Annotated in this window: 23 protein-coding genes and 1 pseudogene; 3 read left to right on the top strand and 21 right to left on the bottom strand. The window is 65.6% G+C overall.

Going from position 1 to position 26203, the window contains the following annotated elements; all coding sequences use genetic code 11:
* Window positions 1–1527 carry an IMP dehydrogenase gene (gene guaB, locus JIM95_RS06350; RefSeq protein ID WP_200260267.1) on the bottom strand — a complete coding sequence of 509 codons (1527 nt, stop codon included), beginning with the start codon at window positions 1525–1527 and terminating at the stop codon, window positions 1–3.
* A gap of 241 nt (window positions 1528–1768) precedes the next feature.
* Here guaB and JIM95_RS06345 point away from each other — a divergent pair, with 241 nt between their 5' ends.
* Window positions 1769–2140 (top strand): DUF5319 family protein, encoded by a 372-nt coding sequence (locus JIM95_RS06345; RefSeq protein WP_200260271.1) that lies wholly within the window; start codon window positions 1769–1771, stop codon window positions 2138–2140.
* A gap of 103 nt (window positions 2141–2243) precedes the next feature.
* Here JIM95_RS06345 and JIM95_RS06340 read toward each other — a convergent pair whose 3' ends face one another.
* The 15 genes and pseudogenes from JIM95_RS06340 to tsaB all read right to left on the bottom strand — a co-directional run bounded on the left by JIM95_RS06340 (window position 2244) and on the right by tsaB (window position 17476).
* Window positions 2244–3185 (bottom strand): hypothetical protein, encoded by a 942-nt coding sequence (locus tag JIM95_RS06340; RefSeq protein ID WP_200260274.1) that lies wholly within the window; start codon window positions 3183–3185, stop codon window positions 2244–2246.
* Window positions 3182–3751: a sigma-70 family RNA polymerase sigma factor gene (locus JIM95_RS06335; protein ID WP_200260277.1), complete on the bottom strand. Its 570-nt coding sequence runs from the start codon at window positions 3749–3751 to the stop codon at window positions 3182–3184. Before JIM95_RS06335 ends, JIM95_RS06340 begins: the two co-directional genes overlap by 4 nt.
* A gap of 275 nt (window positions 3752–4026) precedes the next feature.
* Window positions 4027–4485 carry a hypothetical protein gene (locus JIM95_RS06330; RefSeq protein ID WP_200260280.1) on the bottom strand — a complete coding sequence of 153 codons (459 nt, stop codon included), beginning with the start codon at window positions 4483–4485 and terminating at the stop codon, window positions 4027–4029.
* Window positions 4485–4910: a type III secretion system chaperone family protein gene (locus JIM95_RS06325; protein WP_200260283.1), complete on the bottom strand. Its 426-nt coding sequence runs from the start codon at window positions 4908–4910 to the stop codon at window positions 4485–4487. Before JIM95_RS06325 ends, JIM95_RS06330 begins: the two co-directional genes overlap by 1 nt.
* 72 nt (window positions 4911–4982) lie before the next feature.
* On the bottom strand, window positions 4983–5453 hold the full coding sequence (locus JIM95_RS06320) for a YbjN domain-containing protein (RefSeq protein ID WP_200260286.1): 471 nt from the start codon (window positions 5451–5453) through the stop codon (window positions 4983–4985).
* Window positions 5453–5893, bottom strand: a complete 441-nt coding sequence (locus tag JIM95_RS06315) for a YbjN domain-containing protein (protein WP_200260288.1) — start codon at window positions 5891–5893, stop codon at window positions 5453–5455. The genes JIM95_RS06320 and JIM95_RS06315 overlap by 1 nt, the downstream gene beginning before the upstream one ends.
* Before the next feature lie 119 nt (window positions 5894–6012).
* Entirely contained in the window at window positions 6013–8700 is a 2688-nt protein-coding gene (locus JIM95_RS06310; protein WP_200260291.1) for a tetratricopeptide repeat protein, read from the bottom strand.
* A 32-nt stretch (window positions 8701–8732) separates the two neighbouring features.
* The gene (locus tag JIM95_RS06305; protein WP_200260294.1) at window positions 8733–10562 is read right to left on the bottom strand and encodes an HSP90 family protein; all 1830 of its coding nucleotides are present in this window, start codon (window positions 10560–10562) and stop codon (window positions 8733–8735) included.
* Window positions 10563–10714: 152 nt separating this feature from the next.
* A complete protein-coding gene (groL, locus tag JIM95_RS06300) occupies window positions 10715–12328 on the bottom strand; it encodes a chaperonin GroEL (RefSeq protein WP_200260297.1) in 1614 nt (537 codons plus the stop codon).
* A gap of 12 nt (window positions 12329–12340) precedes the next feature.
* A complete protein-coding gene (groES, locus tag JIM95_RS06295; protein ID WP_200260508.1) occupies window positions 12341–12640 on the bottom strand; it encodes a co-chaperone GroES in 300 nt (99 codons plus the stop codon).
* Between the two features lie 174 nt (window positions 12641–12814).
* The gene (locus JIM95_RS06290) at window positions 12815–14374 is read right to left on the bottom strand and encodes a PKD domain-containing protein (RefSeq protein ID WP_200260300.1); all 1560 of its coding nucleotides are present in this window, start codon (window positions 14372–14374) and stop codon (window positions 12815–12817) included.
* A gap of 172 nt (window positions 14375–14546) precedes the next feature.
* Window positions 14547–14951 (bottom strand): annotated as a pseudogene (locus JIM95_RS06285) (hypothetical protein); the annotation flags it as partial.
* Window positions 14952–15090: 139 nt separating this feature from the next.
* Window positions 15091–16125, bottom strand: coding sequence for a tRNA (adenosine(37)-N6)-threonylcarbamoyltransferase complex transferase subunit TsaD (tsaD, locus tag JIM95_RS06280; RefSeq protein WP_200260511.1), 1035 nt, complete (start codon window positions 16123–16125; stop codon window positions 15091–15093).
* A gap of 77 nt (window positions 16126–16202) precedes the next feature.
* The gene (locus JIM95_RS06275; protein WP_200260303.1) at window positions 16203–16742 is read right to left on the bottom strand and encodes a GNAT family N-acetyltransferase; all 540 of its coding nucleotides are present in this window, start codon (window positions 16740–16742) and stop codon (window positions 16203–16205) included.
* Window positions 16742–17476, bottom strand: coding sequence for a tRNA (adenosine(37)-N6)-threonylcarbamoyltransferase complex dimerization subunit type 1 TsaB (tsaB, locus tag JIM95_RS06270; RefSeq protein WP_200260306.1), 735 nt, complete (start codon window positions 17474–17476; stop codon window positions 16742–16744). The genes JIM95_RS06275 and tsaB overlap by 1 nt, the downstream gene beginning before the upstream one ends.
* Before the next feature lie 435 nt (window positions 17477–17911).
* On the opposite strand from tsaB, the gene JIM95_RS06265 reads away from it, so the two are divergent.
* Together JIM95_RS06265 and JIM95_RS06260 are read left to right on the top strand one after the other, a co-directional pair.
* Entirely contained in the window at window positions 17912–18625 is a 714-nt protein-coding gene (locus JIM95_RS06265) for an ABC transporter ATP-binding protein (protein WP_200260309.1), read from the top strand.
* Between the two features lie 14 nt (window positions 18626–18639).
* Window positions 18640–20466, top strand: coding sequence for a hypothetical protein (locus tag JIM95_RS06260; protein WP_200260312.1), 1827 nt, complete (start codon window positions 18640–18642; stop codon window positions 20464–20466).
* Window positions 20467–20742: 276 nt separating this feature from the next.
* Here the strand turns inward: JIM95_RS06260 and JIM95_RS06255 are convergent, their stop codons facing one another.
* From JIM95_RS06255 to JIM95_RS06235, 5 genes are all read right to left on the bottom strand, one after another.
* Window positions 20743–21606, bottom strand: coding sequence for a hypothetical protein (locus JIM95_RS06255; protein WP_200260315.1), 864 nt, complete (start codon window positions 21604–21606; stop codon window positions 20743–20745).
* 113 nt (window positions 21607–21719) lie between these two features.
* Window positions 21720–22214, bottom strand: a complete 495-nt coding sequence (gene tsaE / locus JIM95_RS06250; protein ID WP_200260318.1) for a tRNA (adenosine(37)-N6)-threonylcarbamoyltransferase complex ATPase subunit type 1 TsaE — start codon at window positions 22212–22214, stop codon at window positions 21720–21722.
* Window positions 22215–22251: 37 nt separating this feature from the next.
* The gene (gene alr, locus JIM95_RS06245; protein WP_200260321.1) at window positions 22252–23364 is read right to left on the bottom strand and encodes an alanine racemase; all 1113 of its coding nucleotides are present in this window, start codon (window positions 23362–23364) and stop codon (window positions 22252–22254) included.
* An 86-nt stretch (window positions 23365–23450) separates the two neighbouring features.
* A complete protein-coding gene (locus tag JIM95_RS06240) occupies window positions 23451–24920 on the bottom strand; it encodes a bifunctional ADP-dependent NAD(P)H-hydrate dehydratase/NAD(P)H-hydrate epimerase (RefSeq protein ID WP_200260323.1) in 1470 nt (489 codons plus the stop codon).
* 49 nt (window positions 24921–24969) lie between these two features.
* A complete protein-coding gene (locus JIM95_RS06235) occupies window positions 24970–26193 on the bottom strand; it encodes an MFS transporter (protein WP_200260326.1) in 1224 nt (407 codons plus the stop codon).
* Window positions 26194–26203 lie beyond the last annotated feature (10 nt).

Below are 26203 nucleotides of genomic sequence, written 5' to 3'. Positions count from 1 at the left end.
TCAGCGCTGGTAGTAGTTGGGTGCTTCGACCGTCATCTGGATGTCGTGCGGGTGGGATTCCCGCAGCCCGGCGGCCGTGATCTGGACGAACCGGGCACGCTGCAGGTCCTCGATGGACGCGGAGCCGGTGTAACCCATCGCGGCCCGGAGCCCGCCGACGAGCTGGTGGGTGATCGCGTCGATCGAGCCACGGAACGGGACACGCCCCTCGATCCCCTCGGGGACGAGCTTCTCCTCGCTCTTGACGTCGGCCTGGAAGTAGCGGTCCTTGGAGAAGGAACGCTTCTCGCCGCTCAGGCCACGGCCCTGCATCGCGCCGAGGGAACCCATACCGCGGTACATCTTGTACTGCTTGCCGTTGACGACGACCGTCTCACCGGGCGCCTCGGAGGTGCCGGCGAGCAGCGAACCGAGCATCACGGTGGATGCTCCGGCGGTCAGTGCCTTGGCGATGTCACCGGAGAACTGCATGCCACCGTCGGCGATGATCGGCACACCGGCGGCCTTCGCGGGCACGGCGGCCTCCATGATCGCGGTGATCTGGGGCGCCCCCACACCGGCGACGACGCGGGTGGTGCAGATGGAGCCGGGGCCGATGCCGACCTTGATGGCGTCCGCACCGGCGTCGATCATGGCCTGCGCCGCGGCCCGGGTGGCCAGGTTTCCGCCGATGACGTCGACCTTGTGGCCGAACTCCTTCTTCACCCGGGACACCATCTCCAGTACCCCACGGTTGTGGGCGTGGGCGGTGTCCACGACCAGCACGTCGACACCTGCGTCGACGAGTGCCGCGGCGCGAGCCCAGGAATCGTCACCGGTACCGATGCCAGCGCCCACGAGCAGACGCCCGGACGCATCCTTGGATGAGTCCGGGTACTTCTCCGTCTTCACGAAGTCCTTCACCGTGATCAGCCCGACCAGACGCCCCCCGTCGTCGACGATGGGGAGCTTCTCCACCTTGTTCGCGCTGAGCAGCTGGAGGGCATCCTCCTTCGCCACTCCCTCCTTCGCCACGACGAGCGGCATCGCCGTCATCACCTCGGCGACCTTCCGGGAGAAGTCCCGTTCGAAACGCATGTCCCGGTTCGTGCAGATGCCCACGAGCCTGCGGTCCCCGTCGATGACGGGGAGGCCGGAGATCCGGTAGCGGGCGCACAGGGCGTCCACCTCACCGATCGTCATGTCCGGGGTGCAGGTGACCGGATCGGTGACCATACCCGACTCGGAGCGCTTCACCATCTCGACCTGCTGGGCCTGGTCCTCGACCGACAGGTTGCGGTGCAGGACACCCATGCCGCCCTGCCGCGCCATCGCGATGGCCATCCTCGCTTCGGTGACCGTGTCCATGGCAGCCGAGATCAACGGGATGTTCAGTCGGATGTTCCGCGTGAGCTGCGAGGAGGTGTCCACCTCGCTGGGGATCACATCGGAGGAGTCCGGGATCAGCAGGACATCGTCGAAGGTGAGTCCAACGAGCGCGACCTTGTTCGGGTCGTCGCCCCCGGTGGAGACGCGGTTGTCAGTCAAGGTGGGTCATCCTTTTCTCGGGTGGTGGGGCTGAATCGGCACGGGGTTCCTCTCTCCGGAACGACGCCCGGTACCCGTTCTCACGGACAGCTCCGGAACACAGGTACGCACCGCGTCGCTTCGGAGAGGTGCCATGACATACAACAGTAGCGCGCAGGGTGGTCACGGGGGTCACCGACCACAGGTTCGTTTCGCCTGTCTTTGGTTGCCGTTTACGGGCCGCACCCTTAGGGTGGCCTGTGTGAACTTTGATTCTATGATGCCTCCGGACCCCTTCGCGGGCGACCCGAATGATCCCGCATCGTTCCTCGAGGCGGACGAACCGCTGCCGCCGCTCACCGATGAGGACCGGGAACGGGTCCGGGAGGACCTCGAGCTCGTCGGGGAGTTCCGGCGCGTACTGGAACCCCGCGGGGTTCTCGGGGTGTTCTTCATGTGTGAGGACTGCGACGAGCAGCACTACTACGACTGGGACATCATGGCCGCGAACATGCGCGCCACCCTCGCGGGGGAGCTGTCCCCGGTGCACGAACCGTCCGCCCGCCCCGACCCGGCGGCCTACGTGCCCTGGGACTACTGCCTCGGATTCCTCGACGGGATGGAGGCACGGTAGCCGGCACCGACCACGGCGAGCTCGGGTCCCGCCGACCCGGGACACGGAAAACCCCGGAATCCTCTCTGGAGGATCCGGGGTTTCGTCGTCCACGCGGGTCAGCTCACTGACCGGGGAACGGATCCGCTCCGCGCGTGGGCGTCCCGGCCGGGACGGGATCCACGACTTCGCCGACGTTGTCGGCGGTCGCTCCGGCACCACCGTCCGGTGACGGCGGTCGGGTGGTGTCGTCGACACCGTCCGGGACCGGCAGCGGGTAGGTTGACGGAGGTATCCCCGACGGCGGGGAGGGTATTCCGGGAACGGCACCAGGGAGGGTGTCGTCCGTCGTCGACGCGGACCCCTCGACGGTGGCGGTGACGGTGACCGTCGCGGGTTCCGGGGGAGCCTGCTGTTCGGGTGTGACCGTGACCGTCACGGTGAGGGGGACGGTCGTGTGCCTGGCGGGGTCCGCCTTGGCGGCGTTGCGCGTGTTGATCTCCTTCGCCATGACCTTGGCCTGTTCCAGCAGCTCCAGGGCACCGGCGACATCACCGTTGGCGTTGCGGTTGTCCGCCTCCTCCAGGGTGCTCGCGAGCTCCACGACGGAGGCGTGGTCACCGAACATGGCGGTGTTGACGTCCCAGAGCGCGCTACCGGGTTCCGCGTTGTACACCGCAGTGCCGCCGCCGGCGATGACGAGAGTCGCGGCTGCCGCACCGATCAGTCCGTGGACGAAACCGGGGACCGCCCGGCGACGACCGGTGAGACTGAGCACCCGCGCGCCGCCACCGACGGCGGTCTTCTCCGCCGCGGGCCCGGTGACGGGAGCGAACCGCGTCGTCGCGGGGGACGCATCCACCCGATCCAGCTGATCGAGCGAGGGAGCCGGCGGCATCGGGGCGTCGACCTCCGCCTTGAGGCCGAGCAACAGCCCGGCAAGTTCATCGTTTCCCCCGGAGGGGTCGACACCGTTGGCGAGGTCGTTCAGGAAGGCGTCGGTGCGGAACAGGTTGTCGTCCTGTCCCCCACCCACGCCCGCGTCCTCGGGTCGGCGGTCACTCATGCCTGGCGCTCCTGCTCATTCAGCTTCTTCCGCAATGCCGCGAGCGCCCTGTGCTGGGCAACTCTGACTGCTCCTGGGGTACTCCCCACGATTCGCGCGGTTTCCTCCGCGGACAGACCCACGAACACCCGGAGGGTGACGATTTCGCGTGCCTTGTCACTCAATGAATCGAGAAGTGCGCGCACTCTGTTACTACCGTCGTTGACCAGCGCGTAGTCTTCCGGGGTGTCCCCTTCCCGGATGTAGTCGGGAACTTCATCGGTGGGATTCGACAGGTCCCTCGACAGTGACCGGTGCGCATCGGCGACCTTGTTGGAGGCGATCCCGTAGACGAACGCCATGAATGGACGGCCCCGGTCGACGTAGTTGGCGACGGCGGTCGTGACCGCGAGACAGGTCTCCTGGGCGACGTCCTCGGGCGTGGGGTGCCGACCGCCCCCGATCCGCGCGCGGGCGTACCGCAGCACCATCGGGTGCACGATCTCCATGATCCGCTGGAGCGCGGACCGGTCACCGCCGGCCGCCAACGGCACGAGTGCCGCCAGTTCGCGCTCTGAATCATTCACCCTGTGGACCTCTGCATGTTCCGACTTTCCTGGTCACATTCACCCGGGATTCCCACCGGCGGCATGGTGCCGGAGGACGGAGCCACGGGATCACTGCCTCGACAGTCTAGTTGACGCACCCGACACGTGAGGAGCGGCACAGAGCTCGGACGGTACGGGGTCCCACCCAGCCCGGTTCAACCGGACCCCGACAGATCACCCCACCGGCCCCTCACACCGGCCGTGGGGTCGATCCCGGAAACGACCCGGATGACCCCCCCGGAACGCCGGGCCGCTTACCCGGCGGTGAGCCCGAACTCCGTGCAGAATCTGTCGATGGTGGGCAGCACACCTCTGAGCATCAGGTCGAGCTGCTTGTCCAGCTGCGCGTCCGTGAGACCGGCCTTGATGAAGATCCCGCCCTCGGCCTTGATGTGGATTCCGTCGGCGTCACGTTTCTTCAGTGCGGTGATGAGGTGGTTTCCGGCGTTGAACGCCGTCGTCCATCCGAGAACATCATCCTCCCGGTCGACGGGCAGGCGGGGGCGCATCTCGGCGCTGACGACGGCGAAGGCGTCGGATGCGAGGATGAACATGACCGGAATGCCGTTGAAGAAGCAGTAGTACACGGGCAATTCACCCTGCAGCTTCGACACCCCGAGATTCTGCCTGGCCAGGGACTCCTCCAGGCGTTGCGCGGTGACCGGCGTGGGGTCGTCCGCGACCTTCTTCGAACCGAACTTGAACCACGCCATCAGTTGCCTCCCTCTTCCACCGGCTGCACGAGGCCGGGAAATTCTTCGTCGATTCTGTCGGCCGCGCGAAAACTGACCTCGAACGCGACATCGATGAAGGTGCCGAGCTGCTCATCCGTGAGCCCGGCGGCGGTATCGACCACATTCTCGAAGACGATGTTGTCGCCGTCGCCCGAGATAACCGTTCTCGGCATCACCATTTCCGTGTTGAGGGCGTTGGCGGCGGCCGCTGCGCGCCCTTCATCGTGATTCAGCTTTCCACGCCGATACCCGGCGATCCGGAGCAGATCCTCTCCGATGGTGAAGAAGAAGAAGATCTCCTCGTAGCCGACGACGATGTCGTTGTCGTTGTCCCTGGAGAAACTGAGCCCTTTGCCGGTGAGATAGTCCTCCACCCGGACATCGGTGACTCTGGGTAAAGCCATGTGCTGTACTTCCTTTCACTTGTCTGCGCGGGGCCGCGGCCCCGCAGGTATCGGGGAGAGTCGACCGTGGGGTCAGTTGTCCTCACCCGGGGTGCCGGGTTCGAGATCGAACTCCTGGCAGAAGCTCCCCATGGTGCTCAGGGTGCCGACGAGCATCAGCTCGATCTGCTCGTCGAGCTGTTCCTCCGTGAGCCCGCCCTCGATGAAGAGCATCCCGTCGGCCGCGGCGTAGATGCCGTCGTCATCGACGTTCTTCACGGTGGTCACGAAGTGGGTTCCCGCGTTGACCGTCTTCGCCCATCCGAGGACCTCCTCCTCCCGTTCCACCGGCAGTCGCTCGAAGGTCGAGGCGCTGAACACCACGGCGAAGGGGAAGGAGGCGTCCACGATGACCGGGAAACCGTTGATGATGCAGTAGAACCGTGGGGCTCCGTCATCGGCACGGTCCACCGTGAGCTCCTGGCGGGCCAGTGCCTCCTCGATGCGTTCCGGGGTGACCGGCGTGGGGGCCTCGGCGGCCGTCTTCGATTTGAACCAGGCCATCAGTTCTCCTCCTCGTGGGATTCCTCTGCCGCGGGTGCGAGGTCGGGCAGATCGGCGGCGAGGCGTTCCCCCGCCATGAAACTCGTCCGGAAGGACATGACGATGAATGCTCCGAGCTGTTCGTCCGTGCGCCCCGAGGTCGTCTTCAGTGCATTCTCGAAGATGACGCTCGGTTGCGGGCCCGCGATGACCGTCTTCGGTGCCACCAGATCCTGGTTCAGGGCATTGGCTGCGGCGAGCGCCCGGCCCACCGCATCATCGTCCGTCAGCTCCGCGTGCCACCAGCCCGCGACCCGCAGGAGGTCCTCCTGAACGGTGATGAAGAACGTGAAACCATCGAAACCGACGACGATGTCGTCATCGTCGTCCCTCCCGAAGTTGAGTCCCTCACCGGTGAGGAAACTCTCCACCCGGGAGTGGGTGACCTTTGGTAATGCCATGTTCGGTGTATCCCTTCATGTCAGGGCCGTCCCCGGCCACGGCTGTACCGTCCGAGGTGTGCTGGAACACACGGCCCACTGTAGTTTCATGAGGCCATTCTCGCTATATGGGGATCGATTCAGTCGTCCCCCACTTCCCGGATCCGCTGTTCGGCCGCGCGACGTACGGGATGTCCGATGAACCGCTTCCCGGACAGGACCCCGAGTGCCTCACGGGCGGCCTCCGCGGAGGCCGCCCGCTCGTCGCCGTAGAACCGCGCGTCCGAGGCCATCATCAGGGCGCGGGCCCGGTCCACGGGCTCATCGAGCTGTTCGAACCCGGCCGCCGCTGCGGTGGCGTAGTCCACCGCGGCGAGGAACCGCATCGCGTAGAGGTACATGTACGCCTTGTCGACCAGCCAGTCGGCCTCCCGCCATTCGGGCGTCTTGGGCCCCGGATGCTCGGGGTCGTCGACCAGGGCGCGCAGGGTGTCGAGGAGATCATCGACCACGGCCATGTCGGCGTCACCGACGTATCCGGGCTGATTCACCGCCGCGGCACAGCACTTGTACAGGGCCATCGCATAGGCCTCGCGGTACTTGTCCACCTTCTCCCGCAGCTGCTGGTCCGGGCCGTCTCCCGCCGGGAGACGGCCGGCCGCGTCCCGCCACATGGAGCGGGACACCTCGATGATCCGGTGCCAGGTCGACACCGCGCGACGGGATTCCCCGGCGTGGTCGAAGGCGACGGCCGCCTGCTGCAGCGCCCCGAGCTCCCGCTCCCGGTCCTTCCGCCGGGCCATGTGCCCGGCGATCCTGAGCAGTTCCTCCCCCGCCTCGTCGTGGAACTCGAGCTTGGCGAATACCCGGACCAGCGACTCACGGAGATCCAGTTCGGCCCGCGATCCGGGGTACCCGGAGATCTTCATCAGTGCCGTCTCGAGTACCTCCGCGGCCTCGTGGTACCGGTGCGCGGAGATCAACAGTTCCCCGAGTGTCTGCGCCGCGATGAAGGTCAGACCGGGTAATTCAGCCGCGGCACAGAGATTGAGCATCTGCCGGGCGCAGTCGATGCCCTCATCGAGGTAGCCGGCGTCGCGGGCACCCCGGGCGAGGAAGAGCAGGGCCGTCAGTCGTACACCGACGGGTTCAGCCGAACCGGTCCGCATCGCGGTGTCCGCCGCCTGGCAGGCCTCCATGACCTGCCCCGATCGCAGGGCCGCCGCGGCCTCCTCGATCAACCGGTACGCGGGGTCCCCGGTCGTGCCGGGGAATTCCTCGGTCTCGGCGTCGAGATCGGCCCCGAGGAACCACTCCGCGTCGCCGACGGCACGCTGCCACGCACCTCGAAGCTCGTCGGGAACCCCGGCGGCCTCCGGGCTGGTGCGCAGCACGGGGTGGTCGAGCAGGAGGTGGACCGCATGGTGCCAGTGGACGGTCTCGATCTCGTCCCCCACCGCGGCATTCGCGGCGAGCGCCTCCGCGAGATCGTCGCCGCGCCACCAGCCGGTGACGTCGATGGGGACCACCGGTGGCTCATCGTCCCCCTCATCCGGAGTCGTCGTGGTCTGTGTGGCTGACCCGGTGGATGCCCCGGGGGAGGTGATGACCTGATAGTCGGCCTCGTCAGGGGTGAACATGCCGGACACGTCGGCGACGGTACCCTCCGTCGGTTCGGGCAGCGGGGTGACGGGCGCCGGGTCGATGAGCCGTTGCAGCGACGCGACGTGCACCGCGTGCTCCATCCCCGGGCGGGCGTCGAACTGTTCGGCGATCGTCGTGGCGAGGTTGAGGAACCAGGCACGCGCCTCGGCGAGGGTCGGGTGGGTCAGCGTCTCGATGCCGGTCACCCACGGCAGGTTCCCACCGGGCAGCGTGACATCCAGTGTGCGGTCCGTGGCACCGGGGATCCGATCGAGGAGCACGACCGCTGCTGCGGCGAGATTCAGCAGGTCCCGGTGGTCCTCGGCGCGTTCCCACCAGGGCAGGTGACGGATGAGGATGGCCTCGGCCCGCTCGAGTCGTTCCGGTCTGCCGGCTGCACCCGACAGCGCGAGGTAGCGGATGTGGTCCGCGTGCTGGGCGAGATCGGCCGGGTCGCGGCGGTAGCGGCGGTATCCGCGTACGTGGGCGGCCCAGGCCCTGGCGTCCTGCCCCGTCCGCAACCAGGGTTCGAGCATCTCGGTGAGCAGTCCCTCGGGCTGCGACGAGCAGCTGTTCTCCGTGTCGGGGAGCGCCGCCTCGCCGATCTCCCGGGCGGTCTCCCACTCGCCGCGGCTGGCGTGATACTCCACCCGCTGTTCGGGGCCGCAGCCGGCGCAGTCGGCGAGCTCGGAGTCGGGGAGATTCAGCCACTCGGCGTAGGTGTCCTCGACTCCGTCCCCACCGGTGTTCCGGAGGAATCCCAGGCGGCGCATCGCCACGGCACGTCCGGGGTCCCCCAGCTCCCGGTAGTAGTCGGTCATCAGATCGAGCAACGAGCGGTACTGCGCGACGGGCACGTCCGGGTTGTTGGCCACCGCGGAGAGCACGTACTTGAGGTTCCAGGCGTGCTTGTGGTGCAGGCCGGGACTGAACAGGTCGGGACGGCGCGAGCGCATCTCCTCGACGTAGGAGAAGGGCGCGATGCAGCGGTAGTTCCGCCCGTCCATGCAGTAGGCCGTGCAGAGCTCCGCGTGGCAGATCAGCGCCTCCTCCAGCCGGTCGGTGTCGACGGCGAGCTGAGCGGCCTCCGCCCAGAGTTCACTGCAGGTGCTCCCCCACGGTGTGCTGTCCGCACGGTGCATGAGGAGGCGGAGTTCGTCGTGCTGGTTTACGGGCTCGGTCATGGGCTGCTCCTGATCGTCCGGGTGGTGGTTGGTCATGCGGTGTCCCCGTCATCGAGGGACGCGCTGATCAGCGCGGTGAAGAGGTTGGAGGACCAGGCTCTCACCTGGGCGTCCATGCGGTGTCTGCCGCTGAGCAGGGCCTGGACGTAGAAGCCCCGGATCGCCGATTCCACGACCACCGGGCTACCGCCCCCGGTGGCGGCCCCGGCGAGCTGGTGGATGATGCCGGCGTTGGCGTTCAGAATCAGCTGCGGCGCATGGTCATCGGCCTTCTCCGGGTGCATGAGATCGACCAGCCCGGCGAACAGGCCCTCGTCGCGCCGCTGTCTCTCCTCGAGCGCCCGGCCCGCGGCATCCGGGTGGGGCAGGAACAGCACCGCCATCGTGGCGGGCAGGAACTTCCGCACGACGATGTTCAGCTTCTGCCCCTCGAGGGCGAGTTCGGCGGCGTCAACGAGGGGGATCAGCGCCGCCTCGGTACCGAGGTCGACGTTCTCGAGGACACCGAGAACGTCCCGGGGGTCGAGTTCGGCGATGTCCGCCTCCGGGCGATCGAGTCTGATCTGACCGATGAGCTCCTCGTCGTAGGAGAAACCGGCGTTCACGATGCACAGGCCGTTGGCCTCGGCCACGGGGCGCAGGGCACGGAAGCGGTCGTCGGTCGTCGCGTAGGCGATCCGTCCGTGTTTTCCGAGGATCTCGTCGAGGGTGAGCATCCCGAGTGAGGTGGAGAACGGGACGCTGGAGGCGACCAGCGCGCGGGTCTCAGCGTCGGTCACGGCGAGGGCCTTCAGCCCGGTGAGGTGGAGGGCGAGGAACTCGCGGAACCGGGCGGGTTCCCGCTCCGCGAGGTTGTTCATCCAGTTACGGATCGCGGCACCGATGCCCTGGCGGGTCTCCTCCAGCAGTTCGTCGTCGAACAGGCCCTCGCGGGAGGCGGTCGGCTTGAGGTGTTCCGCGTCGGCGACGACGCGGACGAAGTACGCCCACTCCGGCACGACGTCGTAGGCACGGTCGGACAGCAGCATCCGGCGCAGGTACACGCGGTGGTGCTGTTCCTGGCCGGGGTGTCCCGCGCGTGCGGACACGAACGCGATTCCGCGGAGACCGGCGACGGGAACGTCGAGGCGAACCTGGTCGAAGGGATCGAAACCGAACTCCTCGTCACACCAGCGGGCCGCCGCGTCATGGTCCATCTCCCAGGGCGCGGTGGTCTCGCTGAGGCACTCCGGTTCCGCCCCCTTCCGGGCGAGGTTCACCGTCACCGGGAGGTGACTGCCGTAGGACAGGATCCGGCGGCGCAGCACCTCGTGTTCGGCGTGCCGCTCCCCCGGCATCACCTCGAGGGTCACGGTGGTGCCCGGACCGGTGAGTTCCGGGGGCAGATCATCGTCGGTGACCACGGTCGCGGACCAGGTTCCGTCGTTGGACCCACGCCAGCACACCGGTTGTCCGGGGGTCATGGCGGAGCGACTGTGGACGGTGATCCGCGGGGAGACCATGAAGCAGGACAGCAGACCGATACCGAACTGCCCGATGAAGTCGCTGCGGGACATCCCCCACTCGTCACGTTTCGACGACGCCCCGATGGTGGCGAGCAGCCCCTCGGCCTGCTGCGGGGTCAGGCCGATGCCGGTGTCGGTGACGGTGATCCTGGTGCCGTCGGTGATGACCCGGATCTCGGCGGGGCAGCCCGGGTCGATCGCACGGTGCGCGGTGATCGCGTCGACGCCGTTCTGCAGGAGCTCCCGGACGAAGACCTGGGGGCCTGAGTAGAGGTTCCGGCTGAGGATCTCGACGATCCCGCCGAGATCGACCTGGAAGTTGTGGCTCTCAGCGCGTGCGCCGTCGGGCTGGGTCATGGATCGTTCGACGCCTTTCTCGGACGGTCTCCGGGGACTGCACCAAGAATACGGTTTCCCCGTGGAATACAGCGGACCCGGCCCCACATTTCACCGTGAGTCTCGCGTTCGGTGTGGTGGGGCCGGGTCTGGGCCGGTGTCAGACGTTCGGCCTAGTGATGGTGGCCGCCTGCCGGGGAATCATCTTCCTCGGCGGGCTTCTCCACGATCGACGCCTCGGTGGTGAGCACCATGCGGGCGACGGAGGTGGCGTTGACCACCGCGGAGTGGGTGACCTTCACGGGGTCGATGATGCCCGCGTCGATGAGGTTGCCGTACTCGAGGGTGGCGGCGTTGAAGCCTTCACCGTTCGGCAGCTCGGCGGTCTTGGCGACGACCACGGAACCGTCGACGCCTGCGTTCTCGGCGATCCAGAAAGCGGGCTTGACCAGTGCCCGGGACAGGGCGAGGACGCCGACCTTGGCGTCACCCTCGAAGTCCTCGGCGTAGGTCCTGAGCTCGCGGGCGATCTGCACGAGTGCGGAACCGCCACCGGCGATGACACCCTCCTGCGCGGCCGCGCGGGCTGCGTTGATGGCGTCCTCGACGCGGAGCTTGCGCTCGCTGACCTCGGTCTCGGTGGCGGCGCCGACCTTGATGACGGCGATGCCGCCGGACAGCTTGGCCAGGCGCTCCTGGGCTTTCTCCCGGTCCCAGGAGGAATCCGTGGACTCGATCTCACGGCGGATCTGGCCGCGACGGTTCTCGACCGCCTCCGCGCTGCCCGCGCCGTCGACGATGACGGTGGAGTCCTTGGTGACGGTGATGCGGCGTGCGGAGCCGAGTGCGTCGAGGTCGATCTCGGAGAGGTTGATGCCGACCTCCGGATCGACGATCGTGGCGTCGGTGACGACGGCGAGATCATCCATGAACGCCTTGCGACGGTCACCGAAGTACGGGGACTTCACGGCGACGATCTTCAGCGTCTTGCGGATCGAGTTGACCACCAGCATCTGCAGCGGTTCACCCTCGATGTCCTCGGCGACGATGAGGACCTGCTTGCCGGAATCGACGATCTTCTCCAGCAGGGGAAGGAAGTCGGGCAGGGAGGAGATCTTGTTGCGCACCAGGAGGACCAGCGCGTCTTCGAGGATCGCCTGCTGCGCGTCGATGTCGGTGATGAAGTACGGGGACAGGAACCCCTTCTCGAAGGAGATGCCCTCGGTGATGTCGAGGGTGGTGTCCATCGTCTGGGATTCCTCGACGGTGACGACACCGTCCTTGCCGACCTTCTCCATCGCGCCGGCGACCATCTCACCGACCTCCGGATCGCGGGAGCTGACGGTCGCGACGTTGGCGATGTCCGATGCGGAGGCGACCTCGTTGGCGCGTTCCAGCAGCAGTTCGACGGTGCGCTCGGCACCGGCGGCGATACCGCGGTTCAGCTCGATGGGATTGGCACCCGCGGCGACGTTGCGCAGGCCCTCGTTGATGAGCGCCTGGGCGAGCAGCGTCGCGGTGGTGGTGCCGTCGCCGGCGATGTCGTTCGTCTTCACTGCGACGGACTTCACCAGCTGGACGCCGAGGTTCTCGAAGGGCTCCTCGACGTCGATCTCACGGGCGATGGTCACACCGTCATTGGTCACGGTCGGGCCACCGAAGGGCTTGTCCAGCACGACGTTGCGGCCGCGCGGGCCGAGGGTGACCTTGACCGCGTCGGCCAGGGTGTCCACGCCGGCCTGGATGCCCTTCCGGGCCTCCTCGTTGAATGCGATCAGTTTAGCCATGGAAGAACCCTCTTACTTGGTCACGACGGCGAGAATGTCACGGGCGGAGAGAATGAGGTACTCCTCGCCCGCGTACTTGATCTCGGTGCCGCCGTACTTGGAGAAGATGACGGTGTCACCCTCGTTGATGTCCAGCGGGATGCGGTCGCCCTTTTCGTCGAAACGGCCCGGGCCGACGGCCACGACGGTGGCCTCCTGCGGCTTCTCCTTGGCGGAGTCCGGGATGACCAGGCCGGATGCGGTGGTGGTCTCAGCTTCGTTGATCTGGACGAGGATCTTGTCCTCGAGGGGCTTGATGTTGACGTTCGCCACGATGAATTCCTCCATGTGCTCGGGAAGTTGAATGTGATTGTGCCGGTTGAGCTTGCCCAGCACAGCCGTCGTCGCGGGTGAACAACTGTGTGTCAAACAACCTACTGGCACTCTACCCTCGCGAGTGCCAGCACTCAACCGTGCGGGGTGCCACCCGACAACGGCCGCGCCGCATCATCCGGTACTCCCCCACGCCTCCACTCCGGTGCTCCCCGACCGGGCGGGCATCGCCCGCAACGCCGCGTCCAACTCTGCCGCGACGTCACCGGAATAGACCCGCACCCACCGTCGGTCCACCCCGGTACGGCCCCGGGAGTCGGTCACCGTCAACGTCAGCAGGTAGGTTCCCGGATTCCGCCACACGTGCTCCACATAATTCCCGCCCGCGGAATCCACGACCGTGCCGTCCCCGAAATCCAGCCGCTGGTGCACGGGTCCGTCGGCGAACACCCTGGACAGCATCCCCGTCACCCCCGCGGGCTGGCCCGCGAACCAGATGCCCGGCGCGTCGAGGACCGCATTCGGCGCCGTCGCATGATCGGAGACCACCGTGAGTACCGCATCCGCAGTACCGGCCGCGGCACGACCGACGGTCTCCCGTCCGACGCGTACCTCCGTGCCGGCCACCGTGATCATGTTCCGCGTGGACACTCCGTCGGGCTCCGGATCAGCGATGATGTCACCGACGGGCCGCCCGGCGGGATCGGTCAGTGTCGCCGCGACGGCGGCAGCGTCCCGGGTCGGTGGGAGCAGCCACCGATTCACCCCGTCACGCACCACCGCCACCCCGACGCGGGAATCCGGATTCGCCCCGGTGACCGCATCCATGATCCGGGGGATCCCACGCGCCAGCTCAGCGAGTACGGCGGGTTCGACGGGTTCGGCGGTGTCGATGAGCAGAATCTCGTCGACGGGGCGGGTGACCGCCACGCGCTCCCCACCATCCAGCCGTGCCCTTGCCCCGGCGGTCCAGGCGGACAACGTGTCGGCCACCGCGCGGTCCGCCGCGTCCTCGCCGGGGATGCCGGTGAAGTAGCTGAGGTGGGCCTCCACCGACGTCCCTGCCGGATCACAGAAGACGTCGTTCCGGTAGCAGTAGTCGATGCCCTCCTGCCCCGGGGCGTTGAGCGACCGTGCGGTCTCCCAGGGCCACACGGGCGGGACGGCGCGGCCGGGCACCGGCGGTGCGCTACCGGTGTTCCGGGGAGGACGGCCGTCACGGAGCGGGTTTCCCAGGTACAGCACCCCCGGCAGATGGGCCGCGTCGGAGAGTGCCCGCTCGGCGCCGTTGAAGACCAGGGCCCCCTGCGAGTATCCGACCGGTATGACCACAGGCTGACAGCCGCCCGCCTGCAGGTCGGCCACCCGGCGCACGGCGGACCGTCGCCCCTGTTCGACGGAGCCCACCAGTTCACCGAGGCGCCATGCCTCGACCGCCGGGTACTCCTCCGGACCCAACGCCCGGACCGAGAATCCGTGGAGGTCGGCGCGTTCCAGCAGTCGGGAGATGGCCGTACCCTCCCATCCCGTCGACGGGCCCGCGGCACCGGGGTACTGCCGTCGGCCGCTGAACTGGGATCCGGATCCCCGGGCGGTGAGTACCACCGGCTCCGGACAGAGGGGAACCCTCGGGGAGGTGGCGGTCTGTGCCGCGGCGATCCCGGTACCACCCACCGACGCCGCCCCGGCGACCACCAGTGCGAGCAGTGTGCGAATGGTCCTGCTGCGGGACATGGGCACTCCTGACGGCCGGCTGTCGTTCGTTTCCCCGACAATCCTAACCGGAATGACAGCACCCGTGCTGAAGCTACGCGCCGTCGGCGTCGTTCTCCCGGCGCGCGATGGCGAGCACCGATCCACGCCACAGGGAGTACTCGTCGGCGTCGTTCTCCCGGCGCGCGATGGCGAGCACCGATCCACGCCACAGGGAGTACTCGTCGGGCTCGTCATCCCGGTAGTTGCGCACCGCCTGGATACCACGGTCGACCTTGGCGATGTCCTTCTCGGTGACATCCGCGCCGTCCGCGCCGATGAAGATCACCGGGCCGCAGATGGCGGACGTCGGATCGGTGAGGAAATTCGCGTTGCCCGTGGCGGCCTTGTTCCGGGCCATCGACGCCACCGGGTTCGGCTCGGCCCCACCCGCTTTCGCTCCCGCCGAGTACAGGGCCGCCAGGGTCTCTCCGTCGTCCTGGAAGGCGACGTAGACGCGGTCATTCTCCAGGGCGCCGAGGAAGCGGGCGGCCTCCTCGATCTCGAAGGTGAGGGTGCGGCTGGTCAGATCGGGGTAGACCAGGTAACCGATGCTCATGCGGGGGATACTCCAGGGGTTTCGTCGGGGCGGTCAGTGTTCAACGAAGCAACGGTATCCCGTCCGAGGCGTCCCCAACGTCGATGTCAGGGCATCTTCCCCGACTATTCACCGATGTGTACCCGGCTGTTTTCCGGTGTCACACCTGCGGGATCTCCACGTCGAGCCCGGGGTCCGTCCCCGCTGTCAGATCACTCGGTCCGGCGCCCGCCGCGATCCGGTGGGCGGCGAGTGCGGCGATCATCACGCCGTTGTCCGTGCAGAGTCTGAGTTCCGGGACCCGGAGCTCGACACCGGCGGCACGGCAACGTGCCTCCGCCAGTTCCCGCAGCCGGGAGTTCGCGGCCACTCCCCCACCGAGGAGAAGCACCTCCGCCCCGACGTCCCCGCACGCGCGGACCGCTTTCCGGGTGAGGACGTCGACCACCGCCTCCTGGAACGACGCGCACACGTCCGGCACGTCGATGACCCGCCCCTCACGCTCGGCGGCCTCGACGTGGCGGGCCACCGCCGTCTTCAAACCGGAGAAGGAGAAGTCGTGGCGGGAATCGTCGCGACGCATCATGCCCCGCGGGAAGTCCACCGCCCTCGGGTTCCCCCGCTTCGCCAGACGGTCGATGACCGGGCCACCCGGGTATCCGAGCCGGAGCAGGCGCGCGACCTTGTCGTAGGCCTCGCCCGCGGCGTCGTCCAGGGTGGACCCCAGCTCACGCATCGGCAGCCCCACACCGTCGACCTCGAGCAGCTGTGTGTGACCGCCGGAGACCAGGAGCGCCACCGAGTGCGGCAGGTCCCGGCCGTCGAGCGTCGCCACCGCGACATGCCCGCCGAGGTGGTTGACCGCGTGGAACGGCACCCCCCACGCCGCCGCGAAGGCCTTCGCCGCACTCGCACCCACGAGCAGCGCACCGGCGAGCCCGGGGCCGATGGTGCACGCCACGGCATCCGGGCGGTCGATGCCCGCCTGCCGGAGTGCCTCCCGGGTGACCGGGCCGATCGACTCCAGGTGCGCACGCGACGCGATCTCGGGCACGACACCGCCGAAACGGGCGTGCTGATCCATCGAGGAGGCGACGACGTCCGCGAGGATCTCCAGTTCGGGTGTCACCCCGGGACCGTGGGTGATGCGCACGATGCCGACGCCCGTCTCGTCGCAGGAACTCTCGACGCCCATGACGATGGTGCGGCGGATCGTGTCATCACCGTTCTGTGCCGGTTCCGGGATGGTCGACGTGTTCACGGGTCGTTTCCTCACAGGTTGTCTCCGGTGGCCGTCCGCGCTGATACGGGATCGCGACGCATGGTGTACGCGTCCGCACCCGACGGCTGATAGTAGTTGCGGCGCACACCCAGACGGACGAAACCGTAACGCTCGTACAGGGTGACGGCCGGTTCATTGTCGCACCGCACCTCCAGGAACACCGGACCGGAGCGTTCATCGGCGGCGGCGAGCATGGCCTCCAGCAGCTGACGGCCGATACCGCGACGCTGGTGTGCGGGGTCCACGCCGATGGTGTGCACCTCGAACTCGGGGTCATCAGGAGGACCGGCCATGGCGAGGATCGCGTAGCCCACGAGGCCGCCTGGGCCCTCGAACATGGTGTCCGAACCACCGGACTGATCCGCGTCCCCGGTATCCACCGCCGCGAGGCAGAGGCAGAAAGGGTTGGCCATCTCCGAACGGAACGCCGCGGCACTCCATGGATCATCCCCGGGGAAGAGGATCCGCTCCAGTTCGGCGCACCGCTGAGCGTCGGTCGGTGCGAGACGCCGGATGACGACGGACCCCATCACAGTTCCACGTCCGGTACTGCCGGGCTGATCGGTTTCGGCTTCGGCGGCACCGCGTCCGGGCGTCGCAGGTAGAGCGGGACGATGGGCTCCGGTTCACGGGCCAGATCGGCAGCACGGACGAGCGACACCGGCGACGGCGAGAGATCCAACGCGGGCACCTCGGCGAGCGTGCCGACGCGGAGCTTCTCCGCCAGGCCTTCCGGAACGCTGAGCGAACCGACGACACCGACGAGTTCAGCGACGTCGGCGGGTTTGTTCACCGCCGGCCCCCCGACGCGGACCGGTACCGCTCCGGTGTCGGTGCACTCGTAGCTGGCCCAGTAGACCTCCCGCCGTCGCGCATCGGTGGCGATAAGAAGCCGGGACTGTGCGGGGTCCCGGTCCGCGAGCCGGATCGCGATGGAATCCAGCGAGCACACACCGTGCACCGGGATACCGAGCGCCTCACCGAAGGCGGTGGCGGTCGCCATCCCCACCCGCAGACCGGTGAACGGCCCCGGCCCGCACCCGACGACCACCGCGTCCAGATCCACCGGCTTCAGACCCGCCTCATCGAGACACTCCAGGATCGACGGCGTCAGCCGCTCACCGTGCTGGCGGCAGTCCGGGAGGATGCGCTCGGCGACGGAGCGGGCAGTCGGAGTGGTACTTCCGCCAACCGGCCCATCGGAGGCCGTGACGATACCGGTGACGATGGTCGGTGTGGACGTGTCGATGACGAGGATGTGCACGGGGAACACTGTAGTGGATCGCCGATACCGGCCCGAGAGCAACCGGAACAATAACCTGCTGCACAAGACATACGCATACATTCCATCAGCTACCACTAACCTATTCACCCCCCGTTTGGGGATGTTAAATATACCCACATCTGTTAAGCTGGCCCACATTCCTCAATCATCAATACATCGACCATCCACATGTACAGACTATTATAAAATATCCTTTTGATTACAGCATCTTTCCATATTCAAGGTTCTACTAAATATGAAGGGAGTAATTCCCATAAAATTCTAGGTAGACCACCGGCAAAAATGGAAAAATTACAAGCTGCACATAAAACGACGAGCCATCCAGCACAAACTCTTCAGCAGCAATAATGACAAATTAATATACCGTGAACACTTCAATCATAAACCAGCCGACACAGAAATGAAGGAGGTCTTATGCACATCAAACTCCAACGCATTGAAAAAATATATCGAGACGCCGATGGTCCAGTCGTTTCAGGAGTGTCCTACACATTTGAGGGCGGTACGTTTACAGCACTGATCGGTCGGTCCGGATCGGGAAAATCCACACTCCTCAATATAATGTCCGGAATCACTCAACCGACTTCGGGACAAGTTTTTTACGACGATACAGACATATTCTCAATCTCCGACAGAGAACGATCAAAAATTCGCGCGCAAACTACGTCAACAATATTCCAGGATTACAATCTGCTCCCCTTTCTGACCGCCGCGGAGAACATTGAATTGGGTAAGCGAATCAGTAAGTCCAGACATGGAAAGATATCTCCACAACAGGCCCTAGAACAGGTCGGTCTTTCCAAATTTGCCGATAAACTACCAAATGAACTCTCTGGAGGTCAGTGCCAACGAGTCGCAATAGCACGAGCGATCGCGGTGGAACCGGATATTATTTTCGCCGATGAGCCCACCGGAGCTCTCGATGAGAAAAATTCAGAGATTGTCGTCAACCTGCTCAAAGAAATGGCTAATAATGGAGTAACCGTCATCATGGTCACACATGATCCTTTTATTGCCGCCGCATCAGACAGGGTAATCGAGCTTTGCGATGGACAACTAGAACGGTCCCTCGACGTGCCCTCCGCCATCGCCATTCTGGAAGTATTCGGACATAGGAATCGGACGTAGAGAAAGATGACCGAATGAACACGATGTTGATCTGGCGTGGCCACAAAACACTGATATCTTCGCAACTTCTTATCACATGTTTCCTCACCGCAATAATGAGCGGAATACTAGGAGTTGTGGTCAGCGCCACCGACAAAGCTAACGATCTCAAAAAATCAGACATCACCAGTGTCGAACTCGTGCAAAGAGTCAATATCCTTGACGGAATTGCAGTATACAGCATCCTTGTTTTCACAATTACCGCAGTTGTATCACTGATGATGACGGCTGCGATCATTCAGTTCATTATAGCCAACACCTCACCCACTATAAGATCTTTAAGAATATACGGAGTACCTCAGACAACTATACGCTTCAGTTTCTCCGCAATCAGCACCCTCTGTTCACTGGCCGCATTCATATCGTCTGTATTCCCCTCCCCCTTAGTCGTAGCGGTGTATAAATTTACACTATCGATGACCGGACTCGATGCGAACGACATAGGTTATGGCCCGAATGTACCAATCACCCTATGGGTTTCCCTCTGCATGGGAGCATTCTCTTTATCAGTGGCATTCTGGAGTTCAAAAAATGTTTCCGCGCTAGAAAAACCCAAAAAGTCCCACATCTGCATAAGTCATACGTTCCGTTTTGCTGTCCGTCTCGGCCTTTTTATAATGTCGATAGCGGGACTTCTCGCAATCCTCAAGACTCCCACCACCATCGAAAATGTAAATGAGATCACGTTCGGAGCCATGTTCACGGCTCTTATAGCCACTTGGTGCGCATCACCCCTAATCATTGCAATCTGCGGAAGGTTAATAAAACGATTCAGCGCGCGCGGGCTTTACACCGGCGGCTTAATTTACTTTGAATCAAGAAAACTCAGTGGACTTTCACTCATCGCTTCCCTACTCCTTGGAGTTGCCGGAACAAGTACGATTCTGACGTTGGCATCTTCAACAGCAGGCGAATATCTTGCAATGAACTCGATTTCAGCTGATGCCGTGACTCCAGAACGGGTAGAAAAAACCACGAACGATGTCCAGATATCGGCATTTGATTTCGACAAAGGCTGGTTGTTCTCAGACGATCCACTCCGGCAGGCACCTTTAATTCTGTTCAATCCTTCAGCTTTTGACGAGATGCTTGACCCTTCAACAATAGTGGCCGGAAGCCTAGCGAACGTTGATAAAGAATATGTCGTCGCAGACGCTGAGAAACATGATCTCGGAGATAAAATCTCTATCATCAATGGGGATGGAATCCAACGAAATGTCACCGTTGTTGCACTAAGCAAACGCAGTTCGATATTTAAAGGCGCACTAGGGGCGAATGCTGAATCCTTCACTCCTAGCGGAGTTGACAATGTTCAACACAGATCCTACGCCAAGGCCAGCGGAGGTCTTGACATGGTTTCCAACAGTTACCCGGAAAACTCATGGAAATCGGTGGAGAATTTTGTCTCCGATGATTTGAAATCAGCTCAATCCGCACAGATTTTCTCTATCTTATCGATGGTCGGAGGAATATCAATAGTTGCACTTTTTGGACTTCTCTACAGCGCGGTTCAGTTCTCTATCGCTCAACGAAAAACTGTGTTTTCATTGAGGAGAATTGGTGCGGGGCCGTCATCACACATTTTCATTTTCACTGCACTCGGCTTCGTCATGGCGCTTTCTTCCGCAACCGTGTCAGGCCTCGCGTTGCTCGCAGCAAGGTCCCGCGTGGGTGAACTCTTCCGGTCCCTCGACATCCCCCAGTCCCCCGGGCTCCCCTCTGGAATATTGTTCGGCCTCTGGATTTTGACCAGCACAGCAGCAACCATTGGCATGATTTCAGGACAGCAATGGAGGAAATAATTCCACAGGAAAGTCTGATCTCACTGGAATCCCGACGTTAATGCGCCATGTTTTACTGTCTGAACATTAAGCCACCAGTATCCCGTCCGGGAGGTTACCTGATCCCACAGATATATAGCTTTGGCCAATTCATCCACCACAGGTGCGGGCGATTGAAGTCGTCCTGGTCTAACCAGGGAACTCACGTCGGGTTTTGCACGTTCCACGATTCCTGCCGTGTGAGCCGGCGGATCTTCCCTGACTATTCCCCGACACCGAACCTGTCAATGCCAAATCTCATATTCCTGTGAGTTCCACCTCGTCGAGGTCGATCTCCTCACCGGGGTCCGACCAGCCGTCTGAACTGCTCCAGATGATGGAGAAGGGCATGGGGTTGCCCGGTTGCGTGAACCACGTGAGGATCGGCCCCTTCGCCCCGAAGACGTACTCGGACGGAAGCTGATCAATACTCGGGGGAGGTCCTGTCTCCAGAATTTCCGTTTCGGCTATGACACGTGCCCCGTCCTCGTTCAGTGCGGCCGCGAAGCGCTGCAACACGGTCGTCTCCTCCCACTCCTCGACACGGGCACCGCCGGCTTCCGTCGCGTAGGTGAAGTCCAGCGCCGGAACGACGACCCTGTCGAACATCTTCCCCTCACCCCGGGAGTACCCGGACACCAGGTGATCGACACGATGCAGCAGACCGAAGGCGTCGATACTCTCCGTTTCGGCGGGGTATTCCGCGAACCAGACGTTCACCGGGGCGCCCGAGGGCAGCCGCATGGGCACGCTGGCCACCGGGGTCCCGTCCACCTCGACGACGTTGTGCTTCCCGATGTCCACGCCGTAACACTCCGCATCCCGGTAGTCGGTGAAATCCCAGGGTTCAACGGGTTCAGACAGATCCCATGTCAGTCTCCCCGTGTCGATGGTCGCGGTCACCGACACCGGAGAACCGTCCGGAGGGCTGAAGGTGATCACCGCGAGCGCCGCGAGATCAGCGGGAATCCCATGGTCCAGTTCCACCGGAAGGTGGACGTGCAGACCTTTTTCAGAGAGTCCCCGGGCTGCGGTACACAGGGCCACCGGGTCGAATGCGGCCACGCCCCCGATGACAGGGATCTGGAATGAAGGGGTCGGCAGATCGTGCACAACACTCACGGTTGCTCCTCAGTATGTCGTCTGGGCGCCCGGTCACCGGGTTCGCGCCATTCTCCCACGAACCTACGTCTGCATTCAGGCGTCCTCCCCCGTCACGTTCACGGGGCTGGGACCTATTTCCGCAACCGCCAACTGAGGATCCGTGCCTCCGACTCCGGGTCCTCCCGCACCGCGGTCTCCCGGTCGAAGGTGACCTCGAGCCAGGTGTCGGCGAGTTGTTCCACCAGCCCCCCACCCCATTCGGCGACGATGACGGCGTCGTCGAGTTCGGTGTCCAGGTCGAGTGAGTCGAGAGCCCCGAGGGCATCGACCTCGGCGTCGGGGTCCTCCCCGAACAACCGGTAGGCGTCGACGTGGATGAGGTCGGGACCTCCGGTGAGTGAGCGGTGCACGCGGGCGATGACGAACGTCGGGGACGTGACCCGGCCCTTCACCCCCATCCCCTCCGCCAGGCCCTGGGTGAAGGTCGTCTTGCCCGCGCCGAGAGGACCGTCGAGAATCACCACGTCCCCCGCTTCGAGTGCTGCGCCGAGTTCCGCCGCGAATGCGCGGGTGTCGGCGGCGGTCTCCAGCCGCGTGGTTCCGGAGGTCGGGAACGTGGACTTCATCGGTGCTCTCCCACTGCGTGTTGCCTGATGGACACGGTCACCGCCCCACGTACTCGCGGACCACGCGCCCGTGCGGTCGGCAGATGATCTCGTAGGGGATGGTCTCCAGGGCGTCGGCGACCTCGTAGGTCGTCATCTCGCCCGAGGTACCGGGACCGAAGATCAACGCCTCATCACCCGGGTTCACCCCACACGGATTCGACCCGAGATCGATGACGATCTGATCCATGCACACGACACCGACCTGCGGGTAGCGGTGGCCGTCGATGGTGACCCCGATCTTCCCGGCGAGCGCACGGGCCAGGCCGTCGGCGTAGCCCATGGACACGACGGCGAGCGTGCCCTCGTGCCCGGCGCGCCAGGTGTGGCCGTAGGAGACCCCCTCCCCTTCGGCGACGGGTTTGACGACGGTGACGGTCGCGGCGAGTGTCATCGCGGGCCGGAGATCACTGTCCCCGCCGGCGACGGGGTCGAGTCCGTAGAGGGCGAGACCGGGCCGGACCATGTCGAATCCGAGGTCACCTCCGGTGAGGACGGCGGGTGAGTTCGACAGGTGGTTGATGGTCGGGTTGAGCCCGGCGTCCCTCGCCGCGCGGATGGCGTCGCGGAGTCTGGCGGCCTGGGCGTCGTTCTCCGGGTTGGCGGGTTCATCGGCGCACGCCAGGTGGGAGAACACCCCGGTGACCTCGACGGCGTCGGAGGCGTCGGCCAGCATGCCGAACACCGCGCCCCAGTCGCCGGCGGGCACCCCGGAGCGGTGGAGTCCGGTGTCGGCTTTGACGGTGACCCGCGCGGTGGTCCCGAGGGATCTCGCGGCGTCGATGACGGCGTGCGCGTGTTCCGGGGAACTCACCCCGAGGTCGATGTTGTCGCGGATCGCGGCGGCGATGTCCTGCCCGGGTGTCCATATCCAGGACAGCACCGGGGCGGTGATCCCGCCGACCCGTAGTGCGTGGGCCTCCGCGAGTGTCGCGACGCCGAACTGGTCGGCGCCGTTGTCTGCCATGACCGCGGCGACGCGCGGGGCACCGTGGTTGTAGCCGTCCGCCTTGACGACGGCCATCAGCTGCGAGTCACCGGCACGTCGCTTGATCAGCCGGGTGTTGTGCGCGATGGCGGCCAGATCGATGCGTGCGGTGAGCAGTTCCATGGTGGTCCATTGTGCCACGCGGGCGAACCTGGTTTCCGTTGGTGTCTCCCCGTTCGTCGACGCCCGTCCGTCCCCACCGTCGCCTGTCACCGGTCGGGGTTCACGACCTCACGGACGACGCCGCGGACGGCCTCGGCGATGTCACCGGATGGGACCGGGCCGCCGCAGGCCAGGGCCGCCTCGGCGTGTATCTTCGCCGCGAGCGCCACCATGCCGGGGTCGGCGCGGTGGGCGATGGCGGCACCGGTGATCCCGGTGAGCACGTCCCCGGAGCCGGGCGTGGCGGCCCAGGAGCAGCCGGCGTCGACGAGGAGACACTCGTCGACGCCGGCGATGACGGTGACCCTTCCCTTGAGCAGAACGCAGCAGTTCAGTTTCTCCGCCAGCGCCCGGGTGGCGGCGATCCGGTCGGGTCCCGGGGCGGTGCCGGCGAGGCGCCCGAACTCGCGGTCGTGCGGGGTGAGAACGGTGAATGCGCCCCGATGGCCGCGGGCGGTGACGGCGTCGACGAGGTCCGTGCGGGAGGAGACGAGGGTGAGCGCGTCGGCGTCGAGAAGCACCGGCAGGTCGGTGGCGAGGAGATCCGCGAGGATACCGGCCTCGTCGTCCCCGGTCCCGGTTCCGGGACCGACGGCCCACGCCTGGACCTGACCCGCCTCGCCGGTCGTGGCGGTACCGATGACCTCGGGGTGGGCGGTGGTCACCGCGCCGTGGCAGCTCCCGGCGAAGCGGACCATCGGGGAGGTGGCGCGCAGGGCTCCGGCGGTGGCGAGGACCGCCGCCCCGGGATACCTACCGGATCCCGCGTGGATGCCCACCACTCCCCCGGTGTACTTGTCCGAGGTACGACCGGGCCTCGGCCACGCCGCGAGGTCCCCACGTTCGACGAGTCGGGCGTACGGGGTGTGGTTCTCCAGTTCCCGGTCGATCCCGAGGCCGTGGCAGGTGACGGTTCCGCAGTGTTCCGCGCCGAACACGTGCACGGGTTTCAGCGCACCGAAGGTGACGGTGTGGGTGGCGGGGAGGTGATCGTCGTGGGCGTGTCCGGTCATCGGATCGACGCCGCTGGGGATGTCGACGGCGACGACGGTCGGACCGGTGCCTCCGGTTTGGTGGCCGCGGATGATCCGGGCCGAGTCCGCACCGTGCCCCCGAAGACCACCGGATGCCCCGATTCCGACGATCCCGTCGATGATGAGGTCGGCATCCCGGATGTCTCGGACCGGTTGTTCCCCGGGTTCACGCCAGCGGGCGTGGGTCCCGAGGAATGCGGACGCCTCCCCGTGCAGTGTCGAGCCGACGGGCCACACCGTGACACCTGCACCGCGACGGGCGAGCTCGGCGGCGGCGAACAGCGCGTCACCACCGTTTCCCCCCGAACCGGCGAGAACCAGAACCTTCGCGCCGGCGGCCCCTGCACGTCGACGGTCGCGCAGGATTCGGTCGCAGTCCACCGCCAGGGAATGCGCCGCACGGCGCATGAGACCGCCACCGAGTTTCTCCAGCAGCGGTCGCTCGGCGGCGCGGACGGTGTCCGGGGTGTGGACGGGGATCATGGTTTCATCTCCTGGAAGGTGACGGCGATGAAAACCATGGTAGGACTGTCTACCCCACCTGGCGCACCCGAGGCCGTCGCCGCTTCCGCGTGACGCGCGCCCCGGCGACGGCGAGTGCACAGGCTGCGGCGACACCGAGTCCCGCGACCAGCAAGATCGTCTCGCTGCCGCCGGAGGTACCGCCGGTGAACAAGGGCAGGGGGTGTTCGCCCGCCTGTCCACCGAGGAACGCCCCCGATGCGATGCCGATGTTGAAGGCACCGGAGTTGAGGCCGGATCCGGCCTCGGCGTTGTCATCGGCGGCGCGGAGTACCCACGCCTGGGAGACCACGGAGATCGCACCGCCGAACAGCCCCCAGGCGAGCATGACCAGGCCGGCGGACAGCGGCGAACCGACGAACAGAGCGAACGCCAGCAGCGCGGTGACGACTCCGGCGGGGATGATCACGACGGTGGCGTCGAGGGAACGTTTCATCATCGGGCCCGCGAGGAAGTTCCCGGCGAGTCCGGCGATACCGAAGACGAACAGTTGGGTGCTGATCCCGGTGACGGGTACCCCGCCGAGGTCCTGCAGGAGCGGTGAGGCGTAGGTGTAGGCAGTGAAGTGCGCGGTGACGAGAATGAGTGTGTAGGCCACACCGAACTGGACCCCACGCAGTCGGGCGGTCGCCGCGATGTCGCCCAGACTGACCGCCGTGGTGGTCGTGGCCGCGGGGACGAGCAGGATCAGGCCGAGCGCCACGAGGAGGGCGGCACCGGCCACGACGATGAACGCCTCCTCCCAGGAGGTCCGCTCCCCCAGCCAGGTCGCCAGCGGCACTCCGAGGACGATGGCGGCCGCTGCCCCAGAGAACGCCACCGTGAGGGCTTTCGGGGCGTCCTTCTCCGCCGCGACGCGGACGACCGTCGCACCGAGGAGCGCCCAGAACATGCCGAGCGCCACCCCGACGAGGATGCGGGAGGCCAGGAAGAACCCGGCCGTGGGCGAGAGCGCCGAGAGCACGCCCGAGATCCCGTTCGCGGCCAGGGCACCGGCGAGGATGAACCGTCGGTCGGTGCGTCCGACGAGCTTCGGGGCGAAGATCGCGACGATGCCCGCGAGAATTCCGGGGATGGTGACGCCCAGGCCGATCGTGCTGTGGGAGGTGCCGAGGTCATCGGCGACGAGGGTCAGGACACCGATGGGCAGTTCCTCCATCGTGGTCATCACGAAGATCCCCAGGCCCAGCATGACGATGCCCGCCCAGGGGGTGCGGTTGGCCGTGTCGGACAAGGGCGTCGAT

The sequence above is a fragment of the Corynebacterium antarcticum genome, from assembly GCF_016595285.2.
Lineage (GTDB): Bacteria > Actinomycetota > Actinomycetes > Mycobacteriales > Mycobacteriaceae > Corynebacterium > Corynebacterium antarcticum.
The sequence above is the reverse complement of the archived record's forward strand: the minus strand, read 5'-3'. Positions and strand labels throughout refer to the sequence as shown.